The organism is Bacteroides sp. MSSM.1001136sp1_RTP21357st2_D2_RTP21359_211015 (genome assembly GCF_040913205.1).
Lineage (GTDB): Bacteria > Bacteroidota > Bacteroidia > Bacteroidales > Bacteroidaceae > Bacteroides > Bacteroides ovatus.
The window spans coordinates 1-16,409 of record NZ_JBDFVF010000011.1; the positions used below are offsets into that span (position 1 = coordinate 1).

The 16,409-nt window shown below is 41.5% G+C and carries 13 protein-coding genes; 5 read left to right on the top strand and 8 right to left on the bottom strand.

Annotated features, from left to right (window positions below; genetic code table 11):
* Positions 1-226: 226 nt before the first annotated feature.
* The 3 genes from AB5217_RS08995 (at position 227) to AB5217_RS09005 (ending at position 2,216) form a co-directional block, all read left to right on the top strand.
* Positions 227-1,600 (top strand): tryptophanase, encoded by a 1,374-nt coding sequence (locus tag AB5217_RS08995; RefSeq protein ID WP_032845249.1) that lies wholly within the window; start codon positions 227-229, stop codon positions 1,598-1,600.
* 80 nt (positions 1,601-1,680) lie between these two features.
* Positions 1,681-1,983, top strand: coding sequence for a GNAT family N-acetyltransferase (locus tag AB5217_RS09000; protein ID WP_004300639.1), 303 nt, complete (start codon positions 1,681-1,683; stop codon positions 1,981-1,983).
* 8 nt (positions 1,984-1,991) lie between these two features.
* The gene (locus AB5217_RS09005) at positions 1,992-2,216 is read left to right on the top strand and encodes a (4Fe-4S)-binding protein (RefSeq protein ID WP_004300640.1); all 225 of its coding nucleotides are present in this window, start codon (positions 1,992-1,994) and stop codon (positions 2,214-2,216) included.
* 161 nt (positions 2,217-2,377) lie between these two features.
* On the opposite strand, the gene AB5217_RS09010 is transcribed toward AB5217_RS09005, so the two are convergent.
* The 4 genes from AB5217_RS09010 to mutY all read right to left on the bottom strand — a co-directional run bounded on the left by AB5217_RS09010 (position 2,378) and on the right by mutY (position 6,041).
* A complete protein-coding gene (locus tag AB5217_RS09010; RefSeq protein WP_004311252.1) occupies positions 2,378-3,010 on the bottom strand; it encodes a 4'-phosphopantetheinyl transferase family protein in 633 nt (210 codons plus the stop codon).
* Complete coding sequence (locus AB5217_RS09015) at positions 2,988-4,343, bottom strand: gliding motility-associated protein GldE (protein WP_004300642.1); 1,356 nt, start codon at positions 4,341-4,343, stop codon at positions 2,988-2,990. Before AB5217_RS09015 ends, AB5217_RS09010 begins: the two co-directional genes overlap by 23 nt.
* A 77-nt stretch (positions 4,344-4,420) precedes the next feature.
* Positions 4,421-4,900, bottom strand: coding sequence for a single-stranded DNA-binding protein (locus tag AB5217_RS09020; protein ID WP_004304191.1), 480 nt, complete (start codon positions 4,898-4,900; stop codon positions 4,421-4,423).
* Between the two features lie 91 nt (positions 4,901-4,991).
* On the bottom strand, positions 4,992-6,041 hold the full coding sequence (gene mutY, locus AB5217_RS09025; RefSeq protein ID WP_008774655.1) for an A/G-specific adenine glycosylase: 1,050 nt from the start codon (positions 6,039-6,041) through the stop codon (positions 4,992-4,994).
* A 211-nt stretch (positions 6,042-6,252) separates the two neighbouring features.
* Between mutY and AB5217_RS09030 the strand changes: the two genes are divergently transcribed.
* Together AB5217_RS09030 and AB5217_RS09035 are read left to right on the top strand one after the other, a co-directional pair.
* Complete coding sequence (locus tag AB5217_RS09030) at positions 6,253-6,528, top strand: HU family DNA-binding protein (protein ID WP_004300646.1); 276 nt, start codon at positions 6,253-6,255, stop codon at positions 6,526-6,528.
* Between the two features lie 283 nt (positions 6,529-6,811).
* On the top strand, positions 6,812-8,386 hold the full coding sequence (locus AB5217_RS09035; RefSeq protein ID WP_004300647.1) for a ribonuclease E/G: 1,575 nt from the start codon (positions 6,812-6,814) through the stop codon (positions 8,384-8,386).
* A gap of 43 nt (positions 8,387-8,429) precedes the next feature.
* Here AB5217_RS09035 and AB5217_RS09040 read toward each other — a convergent pair whose 3' ends face one another.
* From AB5217_RS09040 to AB5217_RS09055, 4 genes are all read right to left on the bottom strand, one after another.
* Positions 8,430-9,986: an ATP-binding protein gene (locus AB5217_RS09040; protein ID WP_032843298.1), complete on the bottom strand. Its 1,557-nt coding sequence runs from the start codon at positions 9,984-9,986 to the stop codon at positions 8,430-8,432.
* 269 nt (positions 9,987-10,255) lie between these two features.
* Positions 10,256-11,812 (bottom strand): ATP-binding protein, encoded by a 1,557-nt coding sequence (locus tag AB5217_RS09045; protein ID WP_032843297.1) that lies wholly within the window; start codon positions 11,810-11,812, stop codon positions 10,256-10,258.
* Positions 11,813-12,379: 567 nt separating this feature from the next.
* A complete protein-coding gene (locus AB5217_RS09050; RefSeq protein ID WP_230595675.1) occupies positions 12,380-14,950 on the bottom strand; it encodes a hypothetical protein in 2,571 nt (856 codons plus the stop codon).
* 374 nt (positions 14,951-15,324) lie between these two features.
* A complete protein-coding gene (locus AB5217_RS09055; RefSeq protein ID WP_032843295.1) occupies positions 15,325-16,263 on the bottom strand; it encodes a tyrosine-type recombinase/integrase in 939 nt (312 codons plus the stop codon).
* Between the last annotated feature and the right edge of the window lie 146 nt (positions 16,264-16,409).

Below are 16,409 nucleotides of genomic sequence, written 5' to 3' on the forward strand. Positions count from 1 at the left end.
AAGCAGCATAGCCAAAAGAAAATATAGCAGAACTGTAAAATATAAAAGAGGTTGTGCCAACGTTTTGACACAACCTCCTCTTTATATCTTCTTACCACAAATTGATATATCACTAGCCTACGGAGAAATAATTCCATCAGCCACAACTTACAAAAGGTCATCATATATTTGTTAATCACGCATATTTTAGCTACATTCGTCGTTCAAAACTATTAAATCTACAACAATGGAATTACCTTTTGCTGAATCATGGAAAATCAAGATGGTAGAACCCATCCGGAAAAGCACACGTGAAGAGCGCGAGCAATGGATTAAAGAAGCACATTATAATGTCTTTCAACTCAAATCAGAACAGGTTTATATCGATCTCATCACCGACTCCGGCACCGGAGCGATGAGCGACCGCCAATGGGCGGGAATGATGCTAGGTGATGAAAGCTATGCCGGAGCAACCTCATTCTTCAAATTGAAAGAGATGATTACGAAACTAACAGGATTTGAATACATCATACCAACCCATCAGGGACGTGCCGCTGAAAATGTTCTTTTCTCTTATTTGGTACATGAAGGAGACATTGTGCCCGGCAACTCACATTTTGACACCACCAAAGGGCACATTGAGGGACGTCATGCCATCGCATTAGACTGCACCGTCGATGCAGCCAAACAAACCCAACTAGAAATACCGTTTAAAGGAAATGTAGACCCTGATAAATTACAGAAAGCCCTCACAGAATACGCTGAACGGATTCCTTTTATCATCGTCACCATCACCAACAATACAGCCGGAGGACAACCCGTCTCCATGCAAAACCTGTACGAAGTACGTGCCATCGCCGACAAATATGGCAAACCTGTACTTTTCGACTCTGCACGTTTTGCCGAGAATGCCTACTTCATCAAAATGCGCGAAGAAGGTTACCGAGACAAAACTATCAAAGAAATCACACGGGAAATGTTCTCTCTTGCCGATGGCATGACAATGAGCGCCAAGAAAGACGGAATCGTCAATATGGGCGGATTTATTGCCACGCGGCGTGCAGACTGGTATGAAGGTGCAAAAGGCTTCTGTGTACAATACGAAGGCTATCTTACCTACGGAGGCATGAATGGACGGGATATGAATGCCCTCGCCATCGGACTGGACGAAAACACCGAATTCGACAACCTCGAAACACGTATCAAACAAGTGGAATACCTGGCAAAGAAACTGGATGAATACGGAATCCCTTACCAACGTCCGGCCGGAGGACACGCCATCTTCATTGATGCGCCTAAAGTGCTGACACATGTTCCTCAAGAAGAATTCCCGGCGCAGACGCTAACCGTAGAGCTCTACCTGGAAGCCGGTATCCGTGGATGCGAAATCGGTTATATCCTTGCCGACCGTGATCCGGTGACCCATGAAAATCGCTTTAACGGCCTTGACCTACTTCGTCTCGCAATCCCCCGCAGAGTATATACCGACAATCACATGAATGTAATAGCTGTCGCCCTCAAAAATGTATATGAACGCAGAGAAAGCATCACTCATGGAGTACGTATCGCCTGGGAAGCTCCCTTAATGAGACACTTCACAGTTCAATTGGAAAGATTATAAACTTGGAGAATATTTGTTCGCGTAAAACAAAAGTGTTCCCCAAGTGTTTATATTATAATCGAACTTAATACGTAAAAATTATGGCAGAAGATTATAAATTAATAGACAACGAAGAAAAACATCGGTATGAATTTCAGATCGATGGCAAAATAGCTGAAATAGACTATATCAAATCAAACAATGGAGAAATATACCTTGTACATACCGAAGTACCCGCCTCATTAGGCGGCAAGGGAGTAGGCTCACAACTTGCGGAAAAAGCATTGGCAGACATCGAGCGACAAGGTCTACGTTTGGTACCGCTTTGCCCGTTTGTAGCCGGATATATTCACAAACATCCGGAATGGAAGCGAATTGTAATGCGTGGTATTCATATTAAATAAATACATATATGGGAAAAAAAATTGAATATACCAATGGTGAACTGACCATTGTGTGGCAGCCTGAATTATGTCAGCACGCCGGAATATGTGTAAAGATGCTACCCAATGTTTATCATCCCAAAGAAAGACCCTGGGTGCAGATTGAAAATGCGACAACAGAAGAATTAATTGCACAAATCGGCAAATGTCCGTCAGGAGCATTGAGCTATCGACTTAATAAAAAAGAGAAATAACCCAATAGTGAAAGACTTCGCTTGAAAGGCTTTGAATTCATAAAAATGAGATTGCTTCAAAATAAAAAAATGAGGCAGTCTCATTTTTCGTTTTAGAAAGACACTACATTCGGACAATGATAACACACCGAGAAAAGAACCTCACACATTTCCTCGTCCGTTCAATTCAATGTCCACGTCAATACAAAGTCCGGACAAATACGATAACCGACAGAATAAAGTTCTTGCTGCGCCGTAACTAACTCCTGAACCTGAAACGTCCCCTCCTCTTGAGGAATAAAATGCGTCAGCCGGAGTTTACGAAGATCAGCATCCGCATTTTCCATCCGCTTGAAAACAGCTTCCTTTGCCGACCAATGCAATAACAGCCCCCAAGTTATATCTCCCTGATAAGATTCTACTTGCTCGTCAGGACGGACATAGCGGTCGCATACCTTGTGAACCCGTTGGGCATATTGTTCAATGTCAATGCCTACCGGAACCGAAGAAGCAAGCATCACCGCCACATAACCTTTCGTATGAGAAATACTGATAAAAAAAGAATGATCTGTGAGATAAGGTTTCCCCTCGGGAGAGTAACCGATTTCCTTATCCTCCTGCAACATGGAATACAACAGAACACGAACCGACAACCATTCCATCTTACGACGTTCGGAGACAAAGCGATTCAATTCCTGCTCACAGAAAGCTCTTCGCGCACCGGGCAAAAGAAGCAATAAAGCATCCAAAGACTCTTCCATCTTCCAGACAGCCCACTGTATGCCATTCGTCTTATACTGCAGAAACGACGCCATCTTCCATTTCTTTCGGCAGAATTGTAAACTTAACTTTCAATATACGGCGACTATCCATTTCGAGCACTTCAAACTCATAATTGTGATACGTCACTTTCTCATGCAGCGCCGGGAATTCACCTTTAATTTCGAGCAACATACCTGCCAATGTATCTGCATCTCCCACCACCTTTTCAAATTCGTCTTCGTCTACTTTTGCAATCTTATAGAAATCCGTCAACTGCGTTTTCGCTTCAAATATCCAGGTATGGTCATTCAAAACAACGTATGTACGCTCTTCATCATCGTATTCGTCGTGAATCTCACCTACAATCTCTTCGATAATATCCTCCATCGTTACCAGTCCGGAAGTTCCTCCAAACTCATCCACAACAATAGCAATATGAATCTTATTCGCCTGGAAGTCACGCAGCAAATCATCAATCATCTTCGTCTCCGGCACAAAATAAGCCGGACGAATCAATGACTGCCAACGGAAATTATCCCCCTTATTGACATGAGGCAGAAGGTCTTTAATATACAGCACCCCTTTAATATTGTCCCGTGAACCAGAATAGATAGGAATACGTGAATAAGCATTTTCAATGATACATTGCATCACCTCCTTGAAAGATGTACGGATATCCAGATCGACCATATCCAGACGTGATGTCATCACCTCCTTCACGGTTTCCCCACCGAAACGGATAATTCCCTCCAGAATATTATTCTCTTCAGAAAGCTCCGCTTTATCCGTCAATTCCAACGCGTGCGACAGTTCATCCACAGAAATATTGTGACTCTTCTTCACAAAATGCTTATTCAGAAAAGTTGTCGAACGCACAAGCACAGTAGCTATCGGACGGAATACCTTTTCCAGAAAGTAAATTCCCGGTGCCGAAAAACGGCAAAAGGCCAATGTTTTCTGTGCCGAATAAATCTTAGGCATAATTTCACCGAACAACAACAGGAGGAAGGTCAGGATGACGGTCAGTATCAGGAACTCTGCCAACGGAGAATGGAAAACAAACACATTCATAAAGAAGAAATTGCAGAGCATGATAATGGTCACATTCACAAAATTGTTCGTAATCAATATCGTTGCCAAGAGACGTTCGGTGTCCCCAAGAAGAGCACTTATTTTATCGTCGGAAGGATGATTGCGCTCATCAATATCATTCCGATCAGAAGGAGATAGCGAGAAAAAAGCTATTTCGGAAGCCGAAGCAAAGCCGGAAGCAAGCAGGAGCACACCTGCCAGCGCTATGGCAATAATAGCAGAGATAGAAGGAGTGTTTACGGTAATACCGTTGAAAATGTCAGCCAATTGGCTTAAATAACCATCTGAGTCCAAAGAGTTTATATTTTAGTTAAACAAAAGATAATGTGCCAATGAGTTAGAAAAAATCGATTGGCACACTATCACATTATTTAGAACGGCAAATCATCTGCCGGATTATCTTGTACAGGTTGCGCCTGCGACTGCTGCGTTTGTTGCGGCTGGCCGGCAACCGGTTGTTGCTGCTGTCCCATAGCAGGCTGTCCGGAAGCAGAAGCTCCCGCACCCGGGTTGGCTCCTTTCGGAGACAACATTTCCATATTATCCACATAAATTTCAGTGATATAGCGCATAGCACCCGACTGATCGCTGTAAGAACGCGTTCTTATCTTCCCTTCCAGATACAGCTTGTCACCTTTGTGCACATATTTATCTACAATCTCTGCCAAACGGTTAGATGCAACGATATTATGCCACTCTGTTCTTTCGGGAATCTGGGTTCCATTAGCCAACGTATATCCACGATCCGTCGTAGCCAATGGGAAAGTTGCTACTGCCGAACCTGTATCGAAGTATTTCACCCGAGGATCTTGTCCTACATTTCCTACCAATATCACTCTATTTACTGACATATCTGTATCAAGTTTATGATTCTTAAAATTAAATCTGCTGCCAAAATTAAACAGAATAACAATAGGATGCAAGAATTTTAAGTATTAAAACTTAATACTTGCCATTTAGTGCTTGCAGCAGAGTTTGCACCAGCCTTGAAATAGCGTACTGCTCCAGTTCCTCCACTTTTATTTTCTGGAAATCACCGAAAGAAGTCAAATTTTCAGATAATGTTACTTCATACAGATTAGCATAAATCACCCGGTGAGACAACACATGCTTCACTTCCCTGCAAACAGAACGCACCACCGGCACTTCCCCCGATGCAAAGAATGTACGGAATTCCGGCAAAGCAAGAAACTCTTCCTCCGAAAGAGCCGTCGGAGTCTCTATCAATGGCAATTCGAACAGATTCTTCCAAATATCATTTCCTGTTCGTTTATTTATAAAGGTATACGCGCCCGCACGTACATAAATATAATTGAAGTAACGGTTGGTAGTCTTTGTTTTATGCTGTTTCACCGGAAGCTTTGTCACTAACCCCTTCGAAAGTGCCGAGCAACCGCCTGCCAAGGGACAAAACAAACAGTTGGGCGACTGCGGAGTACACTGAATCGCTCCGAAATCCATTATCCCCTGATTGTAAACAGCCGGATGCTTCTTATCCAACATCTCATCTGCCAATGCTGCAAAAAGTTTCTTTCCTTCCGTCGAATCAATCGGAGTATCTATACCGAAATAACGTGAAAGCACCCGATACACATTACCATCCACCACCGCATAAGGCATACCGTAAGCAAACGAACAGATAGCTGCCGCCGTGTACCCCCCCACTCCTTTCAGAGCCAGCACTTCCGGATATGTTTTCGGGAAAACACCATTCATGCTTTTGGCGGCAGCATGAAGATTGCGGGCACGCGAATAATACCCCAACCCCTGCCAATACTTCATCACCTCGTCCTCATCCGCAGCAGCCAAAGTCTGTACATCGGGAAAACGCTTGATAAAGCGAAGAAAATAATCATACCCCTGCGCCACCCGCGTCTGTTGAAGAATAATCTCCGAAATCCAGATCAGATACGGATCGGCAGACTCCCTCCAGGGCAGTTCACGTTTATTCTCTTCATACCACTCTACAATCGTTTTCGTAAACTCGTTCATATCCTCATTCCTAATGTATTATCTAACATTTATCTTGTATATCCTACTCAAAAGGCACACAAAAGTAACTCTTTTAGCTCTAAGAAAACCCTATGCCACTATTTTTTTAGAAAAATGTGCAGAATATATTTTTTTAGGAGCTTAAAAAGCTATATATTTGCAGTCCAAAAAATTAGCAATAACATAGTAATAATATTTTTTTTAAGGAAAAATGACTAAAGCAGATATTGTAAACGAGATTACAAAGAAAACTGGGATTGATAAGCAGACAGTTCTTACAACAGTTGAGGCATTTATGGATGCAGTAAAGGATTCACTGTCTAACGATGAGAACGTATACCTGCGTGGGTTTGGTAGTTTCGTAGTAAAGAAAAGAGCACAGAAAACTGCTCGTAACATTTCTAAAAACACTACGATCATTATTCCGGAGCACAACATTCCGGCTTTCAAACCGGCTAAGACATTTACAATTTCAGTAAAGAAATAATAAACAAGAGTATTAACCCATAAAATGTGAAGCTATGCCAAGCGGAAAAAAGAAAAAAAGACATAAAATGTCTACGCACAAGCGTAAAAAAAGACTAAGAAAGAACAGACATAAAAGCAAAAAATAATTTTTAAGTCTGGATCACACAGAAATAAAGAACAAACTTGCGAAGCTAATGTCTTTCAAGTTTGTTCTTTGTTTAAGTAGCTAACCCAAAATGAACAATTTGTCAAAAAAGTTGTTCATATAAACGAGATTCAATCAATAATAAGGAAACAAAACAGTGACAAATGAACTAGTAGTTGACGTACAGCCCAAAGAGGTCTCCATCGCCCTTCTCGAAGATAAGAGCCTGGTGGAACTTCAAAGCGAAGGAAGAAATATTTCTTTCTCTGTGGGCAATATGTATTTGGGACGTATCAAGAAATTGATGCCCGGACTAAATGCATGCTTTGTAGACGTCGGTTACGAGAAAGACGCTTTCCTTCATTATTTAGACTTGGGTCCTCAATTTAACTCACTCGAAAAGTTTGTAAAGCAGACTTTAAGCGACAAAAAGAAGCTGACCTCCATCAGCAAAGCAACCCTGCTTCCCGACCTTGACAAGGATGGAACCGTATCCAACACCCTCAAAGTAGGACAAGAAGTAGTGGTGCAAATCGTTAAGGAACCGATCTCCACTAAGGGACCGCGACTGACGTCCGAAATTTCGTTTGCCGGACGCTATCTCGTACTGATCCCTTTCAATGATAAGGTTTCTGTTTCACAAAAAATTAAATCGAGCGAAGAGCGCGCCCGCCTTAAACAACTGCTAATGAGCATCAAGCCTAAAAACTTTGGTGTCATTGTCCGCACGGTAGCCGAAGGCAAACGCGTAGCCGAACTCGACGGAGAGCTTAAAGTTTTGGTTAAGCATTGGGAAGATGCGATGGTAAAAGTACAAAAAGCCACCAAGTACCCGACGTTGATTTATGAAGAAACCAGCCGCGCCGTAGGTTTGTTGCGCGACCTCTTCAACCCATCATTTGAGAATATTCACGTCAACGACGAGGCTGTGTACAATGAAATTAGGGATTACGTATCACTGATTGCGCCCGACCGGGCTAATATCGTGAAACTGTACAAAGGCCAACTTCCCATTTACGACAATTTCGGTATCACCAAGCAGATTAAATCATCGTTTGGTAAAACAGTCTCTTACAAGAGTGGTGCCTATCTGATTATTGAGCACACTGAGGCGCTTCACGTAGTAGACGTGAACAGCGGTAATCGCACCAAGAATGCCAACGGGCAGGAAGGTAACGCACTCGAAGTAAATCTGGGAGCCGCCGACGAGCTGGCCCGCCAACTGCGATTAAGAGACATGGGTGGTATCATTGTCGTCGACTTCATCGATATGAATGAAGCCGAAAACCGTCAAAAGCTTTATGAACGAATGTGTGCCAATATGCAGAAAGACAGGGCACGGCATAATATTCTGCCGCTTAGCAAATTTGGGCTAATGCAGATTACACGCCAACGTGTGCGTCCGGCAATGGACGTCAACACGACCGAAATCTGTCCTACTTGCTTCGGCAAAGGCACCATCAAATCGTCCATTCTCTTTACGGACACTTTGGAGAGTAAAATTGATTACCTGGTCAATAAACTGAAGGTTAAGAAATTCTCGTTACACGTCCATCCGTATGTTGCCGCCTACATCAATCAGGGACTCGTTTCCCTGAAACGGAAGTGGCAAATGAAATATGGATTCGGTATTAAGATTATTCCAAGTCAGAAACTCGCATTCCTGCAATATGTGTTCTATGATACACATGGAGAGGAAATCGATATGAAGGAAGAAATCGAAATCAAATAGACAAAAGGCGGCTCGTTAGGTACGGGTCGCCTTTTTGTTTGATCTATTTCTCTTCCACTATCCACTTTTCAATATTGCGGGTTTCCGCACTGAAATTTACTCCTATTTTAAAAAGCTTCCGTCCATCCATCTCGAAAGGAAGAGCATAATGCTTGTCGTTTATCTGTTGTAAAGCCTCTTCTGCCGTACCGTTCAGTTTAAATTCCATGATATAGATGAAATTGTCTGTCTGCAAGACAAGATCGATGCGCCCTTCGCTTGTATGATATTCCACTTTGGCATAGAAGCCAACCAGTTTAAAGACGATGAAAAGTACATTCTCGTAATGCAGTTCCTGGTCGCGAATCACTTCGTAGGTGGTATCTGCAAAGAAACTTTGCAGGCGACGGAAGAAAGAGTCGTAATCGCCGGATTCCACTTCACGAACAAACTTCTGAATTTCAAAAGGAGATTCTACCTTATTCACATTCGCATAATAAGGAAGCAGAAAACGGACAAACCCCTCTTCTACTTCACGATTCGGGAAACCTAAGCGGTATATTCCAAAACGTTCGTCATACCCTTTAATGGTGAGGTAGCCACTCTGATAAATCACCGGAATAGGATTAGTCGATTCGGAGTCTATACTATTCAATACTTGGGCATCGGTTTCTTCGTGTGTCATCCGCTCCAAGTCATAATGATGTTTTTGCAGTAATTTCACCAGATAAGTGGGTGTACCTGTTTCAAACCAGTAGCTGCCAAATTCTCTATACTTAAAAGCATTGAGCAAACTAAACGGATTATACATACCGATTGAATGGTGCGTAAAGTGATAGCCGTCATAACATTCCTTCAATTCTGCGCAGAGTTTATCATACGTCACACCGCGTACGTCCGCAAATTCATGAAGTTCGGCATCCAAAGTATCATGAAGTTCCTGATCGCTGACACCACAGATTTCAACATAATCTCTCCGCATTGAAATATCATCCAGATTGTTCAAGTCACTAAATACACTGACTTTACCAAACTTTGTCACCCCGGTCAGAAATGCAAACTTGATGCAACCGTCCATTGTTTTAAGCGCCCCATAAAAAGGCTTTAATGTATTCCGAAATTGCTTTTGTAATTCCTCATTACCGATGGCTTGCAACATGGGTTTATCATATTCATCGACAAGAATAACCACACGTTGCCCCGCCAACTTACAGGCGCGCTCTATAATACCGGCAAAACGCAAAGAAAACGAACGTTCGGACGGCTCGGCACCATATAGTTTCTCCCATGCTGTCAGCGATTTATCAAGTATATTATCCAGACTTTCGGATGTGTCATATTTCTCAATATTAAGGTCCAGATGCAATATAGGATATTTTATCCAGTCCTTTTCCAACTTTTCTACAGCCAGCCCTTCAAACAGTTCTTTCTTTCCTTGAAAGTAAGCCTCCAAAGTAGAGACGAGCAGACTCTTTCCGAAACGGCGCGGACGACTCAAGAAGTAATAACGCCCGGTTTTTACCATTTGATACATCAATGCAGTTTTATCAATATAAAAATAGCCATCCTGACGAAGGCTTTCGAAATTCTGAATACCGATCGGATAAATTTTATGGCTCATATTCTCTTCTTTTATAAATCAATGCCTTTCTTGCAAAGATATATATTTTTAATAGAACTCTTTGTCATGGCAAGTTAAAAGATTCTTTTCAACAATTCATTCTACACATTTACCAGGAAATAATTTAAGGACGACAAAGTAAGAGGAGGAGGATGCGCAAAAAATGAAAAGCCCGGACTTCCGCAAGCTCGGGCTTTCTATATTTTCTTCAAAGCATCTCCTTATCTATAATAAGAAAATGGGAAACGGACAAGTGCTTTTTATGTTACTTATTTTTCTTCAACTATCCACTTTTCAATATTGCGGGTTTCCGCACTGAAGTTCACTCCTATTTTAAAGAGTTTCCGTTCATCCATCTCGAAAGGAAGAGCATAATGCTTGTCATTTATCTGCTGCAAGGCTTCTTCGGCCGTACCATTCAGTTTAAATTCCATGATATAAATGAATTTGTCTGTCTGCAAGACAAGATCGATGCGCCCTTCGCTTGTATGATATTCCACTTTGGCATAGAAGCCGACCAGTTTAAAGACAATGAAAAGCACATTCTCGTAATGCAATTCCTGATCGCGAATCACTTCGTAGGTGGTATCAGCAAAGAAACTTTGTAAACGACGGAAGAAAGAGCTGTAATCGCCGGAACGTACTTCACGAACAAATTTCTGAATTTCAAACGGAGATTCTACCTTATTTACATTCGCATAATAAGGAAGCAGGAAACGGACAAATCCTTCTTCTACTTCACGATTCGGGAAACCTAACCGATACATTCCAAATTCTTCATCATACCCTTTAATAGTGAGATAACCACTCTGATAAATCACCGGAATGGGATTAGTAGATTCAGAGTCTATGCTATTCAATACTTGGGCGTCGGTTTCTTCATGCGTCATCCGCTCCAAGTCATAATGATGTTTTTGCAGCAATTTCACCAGATAGGTCGGTGTGCCCGTTTCAAACCAATAGCTGCCAAATTCTCTATACTTAAAAGCATTGAGCAAACTAAACGGATTGTACATGCCGATTGAATTGTGTGTAAAGTGATAGCCGTCATAACATTCTTTCAATTCTGCACAGAGTTTATCATACGTCACACCTCGAACATCAGCAAATTCATGAAGCTCGGCATCCAAAGTATCATGAAGTTCCTGATCGCTAACCCCACAGATTTCAACATAATCTTTTCGCATGGATATATCGTCCAAGTTGTTCAAGTCACTAAACACACTGACTTTGCCAAACTTTGTCACACCGGTAAGGAATGCAAACTTGATGCAACCGTCCATTGTTTTAAGCGCTCCATAAAAAGGCTTTAATGTATTCCGAAATTGCTTTTGCAATTCTTCATTACCGATGGCTTGCAACATGGGTTTGTCATATTCATCGACAAGAATAACCACACGTTGCCCCGCCAACTTACAGGCGCGCTCTATGATACCGGCAAAACGCAAAGAAAACGAACGTTCGGACGGCTCGGCACCATATAGTTTTTCCCATGCTGTCAGCGATTTATCAAGTATATTATCCAGACTTTCGGATGTGTCATATTTCTCGATATTAAGGTCCAGATGCAGTATAGGATATTTTATCCAGTCCTTTTCCAGTTTTTCCACAGCCAACCCTTCAAACAGTTCTTTCTTTCCTTGAAAATAGGCCTCTAAGGTGGAGACGAGCAGACTCTTTCCGAAACGGCGCGGACGACTCAAGAAGTAATAACTTCCAGTCTTTACCATTTGATACATCAGTGCTGTCTTATCAATATAGAAATAACCGTCATTACGAATTTTTTCGAAATTCTGAATGCCGATCGGATAAATTTTATGGCTCATATTCTCTTCTTTTATTAATCAATGCCTTTCTTGCAAAGATATATATTTTTAATAGAACTCTTTGTCATAGCAGGTTAAAAGATTCTTTTCAATCATTCATTCTGCACATTTCCCCGGAAACTTAGGGACGATAAAATAAGGGGATGATGACTGCACAAAATTACGAAAAGCCCGGACTTTCGCAAGCTCGGGCTTTCTGTATCTTGGGGACGTCTCCTTTACCTATAGGGAAATGGGCGACTAGCAATTTGATTCTAGTACAACAAAAAAGACGTTCCAAGAGTAAAGATAAAAGGGATGCCAGTGGGAAATGTGGGGAGGCATCCCTTTTCTAATAGAAGAACAAAGATGGAAGGATGGACTTTCACAAGCTGTGTCTCTTCGCTTTGTCACTTCTCAACATATAATCTTCACACTTCGGTGAAGAAGGGTTTCATATTTATGGAGAGAGCGCACTTCAACAAGCACGGGCTCTCCTATTATGTTATATCATTCTAGAAATAGCTCGCACCTCTGCCAGAGGCAAATATAGAGGAACTATCTAATAGAACATTGAATGATTTCAAATTAATCTGCAAAGAGAGCAGTAGGGAATGTTACTGTCTTCACTACAGCTGCAGGAGATGTCGCGCTCCAGCTGATTGAAGGAGTAATAGTAACCGTCACTACCAAATCTTGCACAAGACCCTTCAAGGCCTTACCATCTGCTGTTAATTTCAGTTTCTTATTAGCATCAAACTTGAAGTAAACTTTATCACTTAGTTCTACCTTAATAGAATATCCATAAAGAGCAAGAACATCGTCAGCAGTAGTCAAAACACTAGTGTCATAAGTTTCACCATTTGCAGTCGGCCACATATTCTTACCTTTTCTGTCTTTCCATACAATGTCACCCAGTACATCAATCTCTGCATCTATGGTTTCAGCTGTATACGCTGTTGTGATACCTTTTTTAGCGTCCGTTGCACCAAATGTTGATGTAAGCAGTTTTGATAATGAGATAAATTTCACCTTTTGGTTAGCAATTGAAGCAGGTTCAGCAGCATCGTTAGGTTGACAATTTACATTTACGGTCAATGCCATATTGTCTTTAGCGTGATCCATGTCTACTGTGAATTTACCGTCAGATTCACTTCCTACAGGATCTTCACCATTCTTGTCTATAGCATACGTAATGCTGTTGTATATACCTGAAGTAACTCCACCAGTAATAGCGCTCCATGTAGTAAAGATTGAGCCCATTTCTCTTTCGAGGCTGATGCTCTGAATCTTATCACCATTCTTAGTTTCATTAATCAGAAGAGATACCTCGTCATCTTCAGTCCACATACCTGAAGTTTTTGTAAATACAGGCATCTTATAGTCAACAGTTACCGGCATTTTGAATATAATTTGCTTCGTTGCGTCGACGTCAACTGTCAATACGACTTCCATAGTACCCTTGTATGCAGCGGCTACTGTCAGTTTCAGGTCATCATATTTAGTATCACCAGAAACACCAATACCACTGAACTTCACTTTGTCTCCATCGTTAACCGTAGCAGTTGAGCTAGCAAGTTTAGCAGCAGTAATAGCGTCTTTGATTGCCTTAATATTAGCTGCTGACACAACAATGTCGGATTTTTCTGATTTATTCCAAACTACCGTCTGTGCTGCCAAAGATTTTGTTTCTATTTGCTTGAAGGTGACAGTCAGTTTAGCCGGAGCAGAGGAGCCACCGACGCTAGAATAATCAATGCCCTCATGAGCTTCTCCATCAAAAGGAATGCCATTTGTAGTTATATAGCAGACTTCAACCTTTGCTTCTTGCCCTTTGGTAGAAGTGATGGTTTGTTTGCCGGCTTCGTTCGTTCCCAATGTTACACCTTCAGGAGCATCGGCTGCCAACTTATAATAATATGCATAGACTGTACTCAAATCCATAGGAGTGGTGGTAGCTGCAGCTGCCAAGTCATCCAAAACCTGTACCTCACCAACTTTTGCGGACACTGCTGCATCTGCCAGTTTAGTAGCACTTGTAACTGCTTCCGGTTTGATTTTAACATCATAAGCAGAGATTATTTCATTGTTCCATGCGTCTTTTGTACAGAATGCGTATGCTTCATCTGCAGGAAGGGCATTCTCCAAATTCAAGCCATCTTTTAGTGTAACAGTAAGGTCGTAAACACCACGATTCACTTTAGCTTCGGTAGCACGTGTCAATGGTTTTGCAGTTTTATTTTGTTCGATCTTAGAGATAACAAAATTAGCTTCATTTTGAGAATTCATCAAATAGATTTGATATTTGCTATCAGTAAAGTCAGGACCTACCGGATTAATCAACGCATTCAACACGCCGGAATTAGTTATTAACAGGTCATTTTTCTTAAATTCTTTTTTCTCATCACCCATACCAAAAGTGAAATCAGCTTTGCATTGAGCATAACTTAATTTAAGTTCCTTTGTTCCGCCTGCAGTGATTTTACCATTCTCAATAGTCACTCCTTCAATGCTACTAATCAAAGCTGCAGTAGGCAAAATACTTGTTAATTCAGTTCCAGTAGTTTTATCTTTTACATGTAGAGTGAAGCTAGGTAATCCCTCATTCTGTACAGCATAAACAGTGGCTGACGAATAATCACCTTTTACCCATTTATTTGTAACGTCATCATAAAAATACCAATAATCTTTTTCAAATTCACCTGTTCCATCGCCAATAAAAGGAGATTTTCCGGCAGGACCGGCAGGACCAGCAGGACCAGCAGGACCGGCAGGACCAACAGGACCTTCGGGGCCAACAGGACCAGTAGCACCGGTCTCACCCTTTTCACCTCGTGCCGGTTTCCCAGTATCAGCACCGTCTATAAACCAGTTTCCATTTTCTCCAATTTCAACGACAGATCCATCTTTACCATTCACAATAGAATATTTATTTCCATTGTTGAAAGTAATTTCAAATCCACCAGTGATACTTTTAATGTCTGTTACCCAATTACCTGCATTCACTTTTGCTTGCAGTTCAGCAAGACCTGCCGCATTGGCATCAATCTGCGTTTGCAGATTGTCGATGTCATCATCATAGTCTTTACAGCCTACATAAGTGACAGTAGCAAGCGTCAATGCCCCGAAAAGCATTACCCTAACAAAATTTTTCTTCATAACTACTTAAAAATTACATTAATAATATATTATTAAACACTAAGTTTCAATAATAGACCGCCCGTTACTCTGTAGGTAACGGATAAACCTTTGTGCCTGCTCTTTTGGAGTAGTCAATACTGAAAAATGATATGATAAGCAATGAAACATTTTTACCCCTGCTTCTGAAAGGCAGTAGAGGGAAGGAGATCTTTTGCAAAAAATTAGAAGTTAACAAAGCCCTAATACAAAGAATCCGCGTGTTTTATTTGGTTAATTCCTATTTTGAGTAGTTTATTAGAAAAAATGTATGATTTCGTTTGGTTGTTTTAAGAAATATGCTCATATTTGCACCGATATTCATTCCCGTTACCTACAGAGTAACAGGATAATTTTCAAGCGTTTACACCTATCACAGAGCGTTTTACAAAGTCAAGAACTTGTCTATTTGCTTCATCAATTTTCTTACTCCGGAAAGGTTTCAGGTAAGCCTCGGTCACAGTGATAGACGAATGTCCCATCGCTTCGGAGATAATGCCCGGATGGATTTCACAATAATAAGCCGTCGTAGCCCAGGTATGGCGGGCGGTGTACGAACTCAATTTATCGGATAATCCCAATAATTCACCTAACAACATCAACTGTTGGTTAAAGCTGCGCAATGCCAACTGATATTCGCGATACGCCTCTTTAGTTCCTTCACGGCTTTTCAACAACGGAAATAAATAAGGAGAAGAAGGATCACGATTCATATACTTCTTCACCAGAATCATCGCTTCCGCAGTCAACGTCACAGATAGAGGACGACCTGTCTTACGTCTGCGATACGTTATTACGTTATCACGCAAATCACTCTTACGCAAATAAGCGAGATCGACAAACGGCATACCACGAAGCGAAAACATCAGAATGAACAACTCTTGCGCCTGACATACAGCGAATGGCACACCGGACGTACGAGATAATTTGGCAAACACTTTCTTCATATCGTCATCACACAACGCACGTTTATGATCGGCACGAGTACCGGTATAAACAGAACGGAACAGGTGAGGAACATAAGGTGCCTTACGAAGATCGACGGCACGATTGTAAACCGCACGAAACGTACGCAGATAAGTGGAAACGGTGTTCCAGCTACAACCACGACTACGAAGGTAAACTTCGAACCCCTTCAGCCACTCCGAAGTTACTTCACTAAAGAGCAAATCTTCTTCCCCACAATAAGCAATGATGGCATTCAGACTGCTACGATAAACGTGTGCAGTACCGAAGTTTCCCTCCACCTGTAGCCCCGTGGCTACTTGCTTCATAAATGTTACTACTTTCAACATTTCTCAATTTATTAATTTATTCGACAATAAAGATACAAGTATTCTTTCATCTAAAAACTCATCATACGAACAAAACTGAAAACGAAGATGTTTTATAAACAGACCTTATCTATGGAAGTCCTATTAAATACATGACGAAAAGCCCG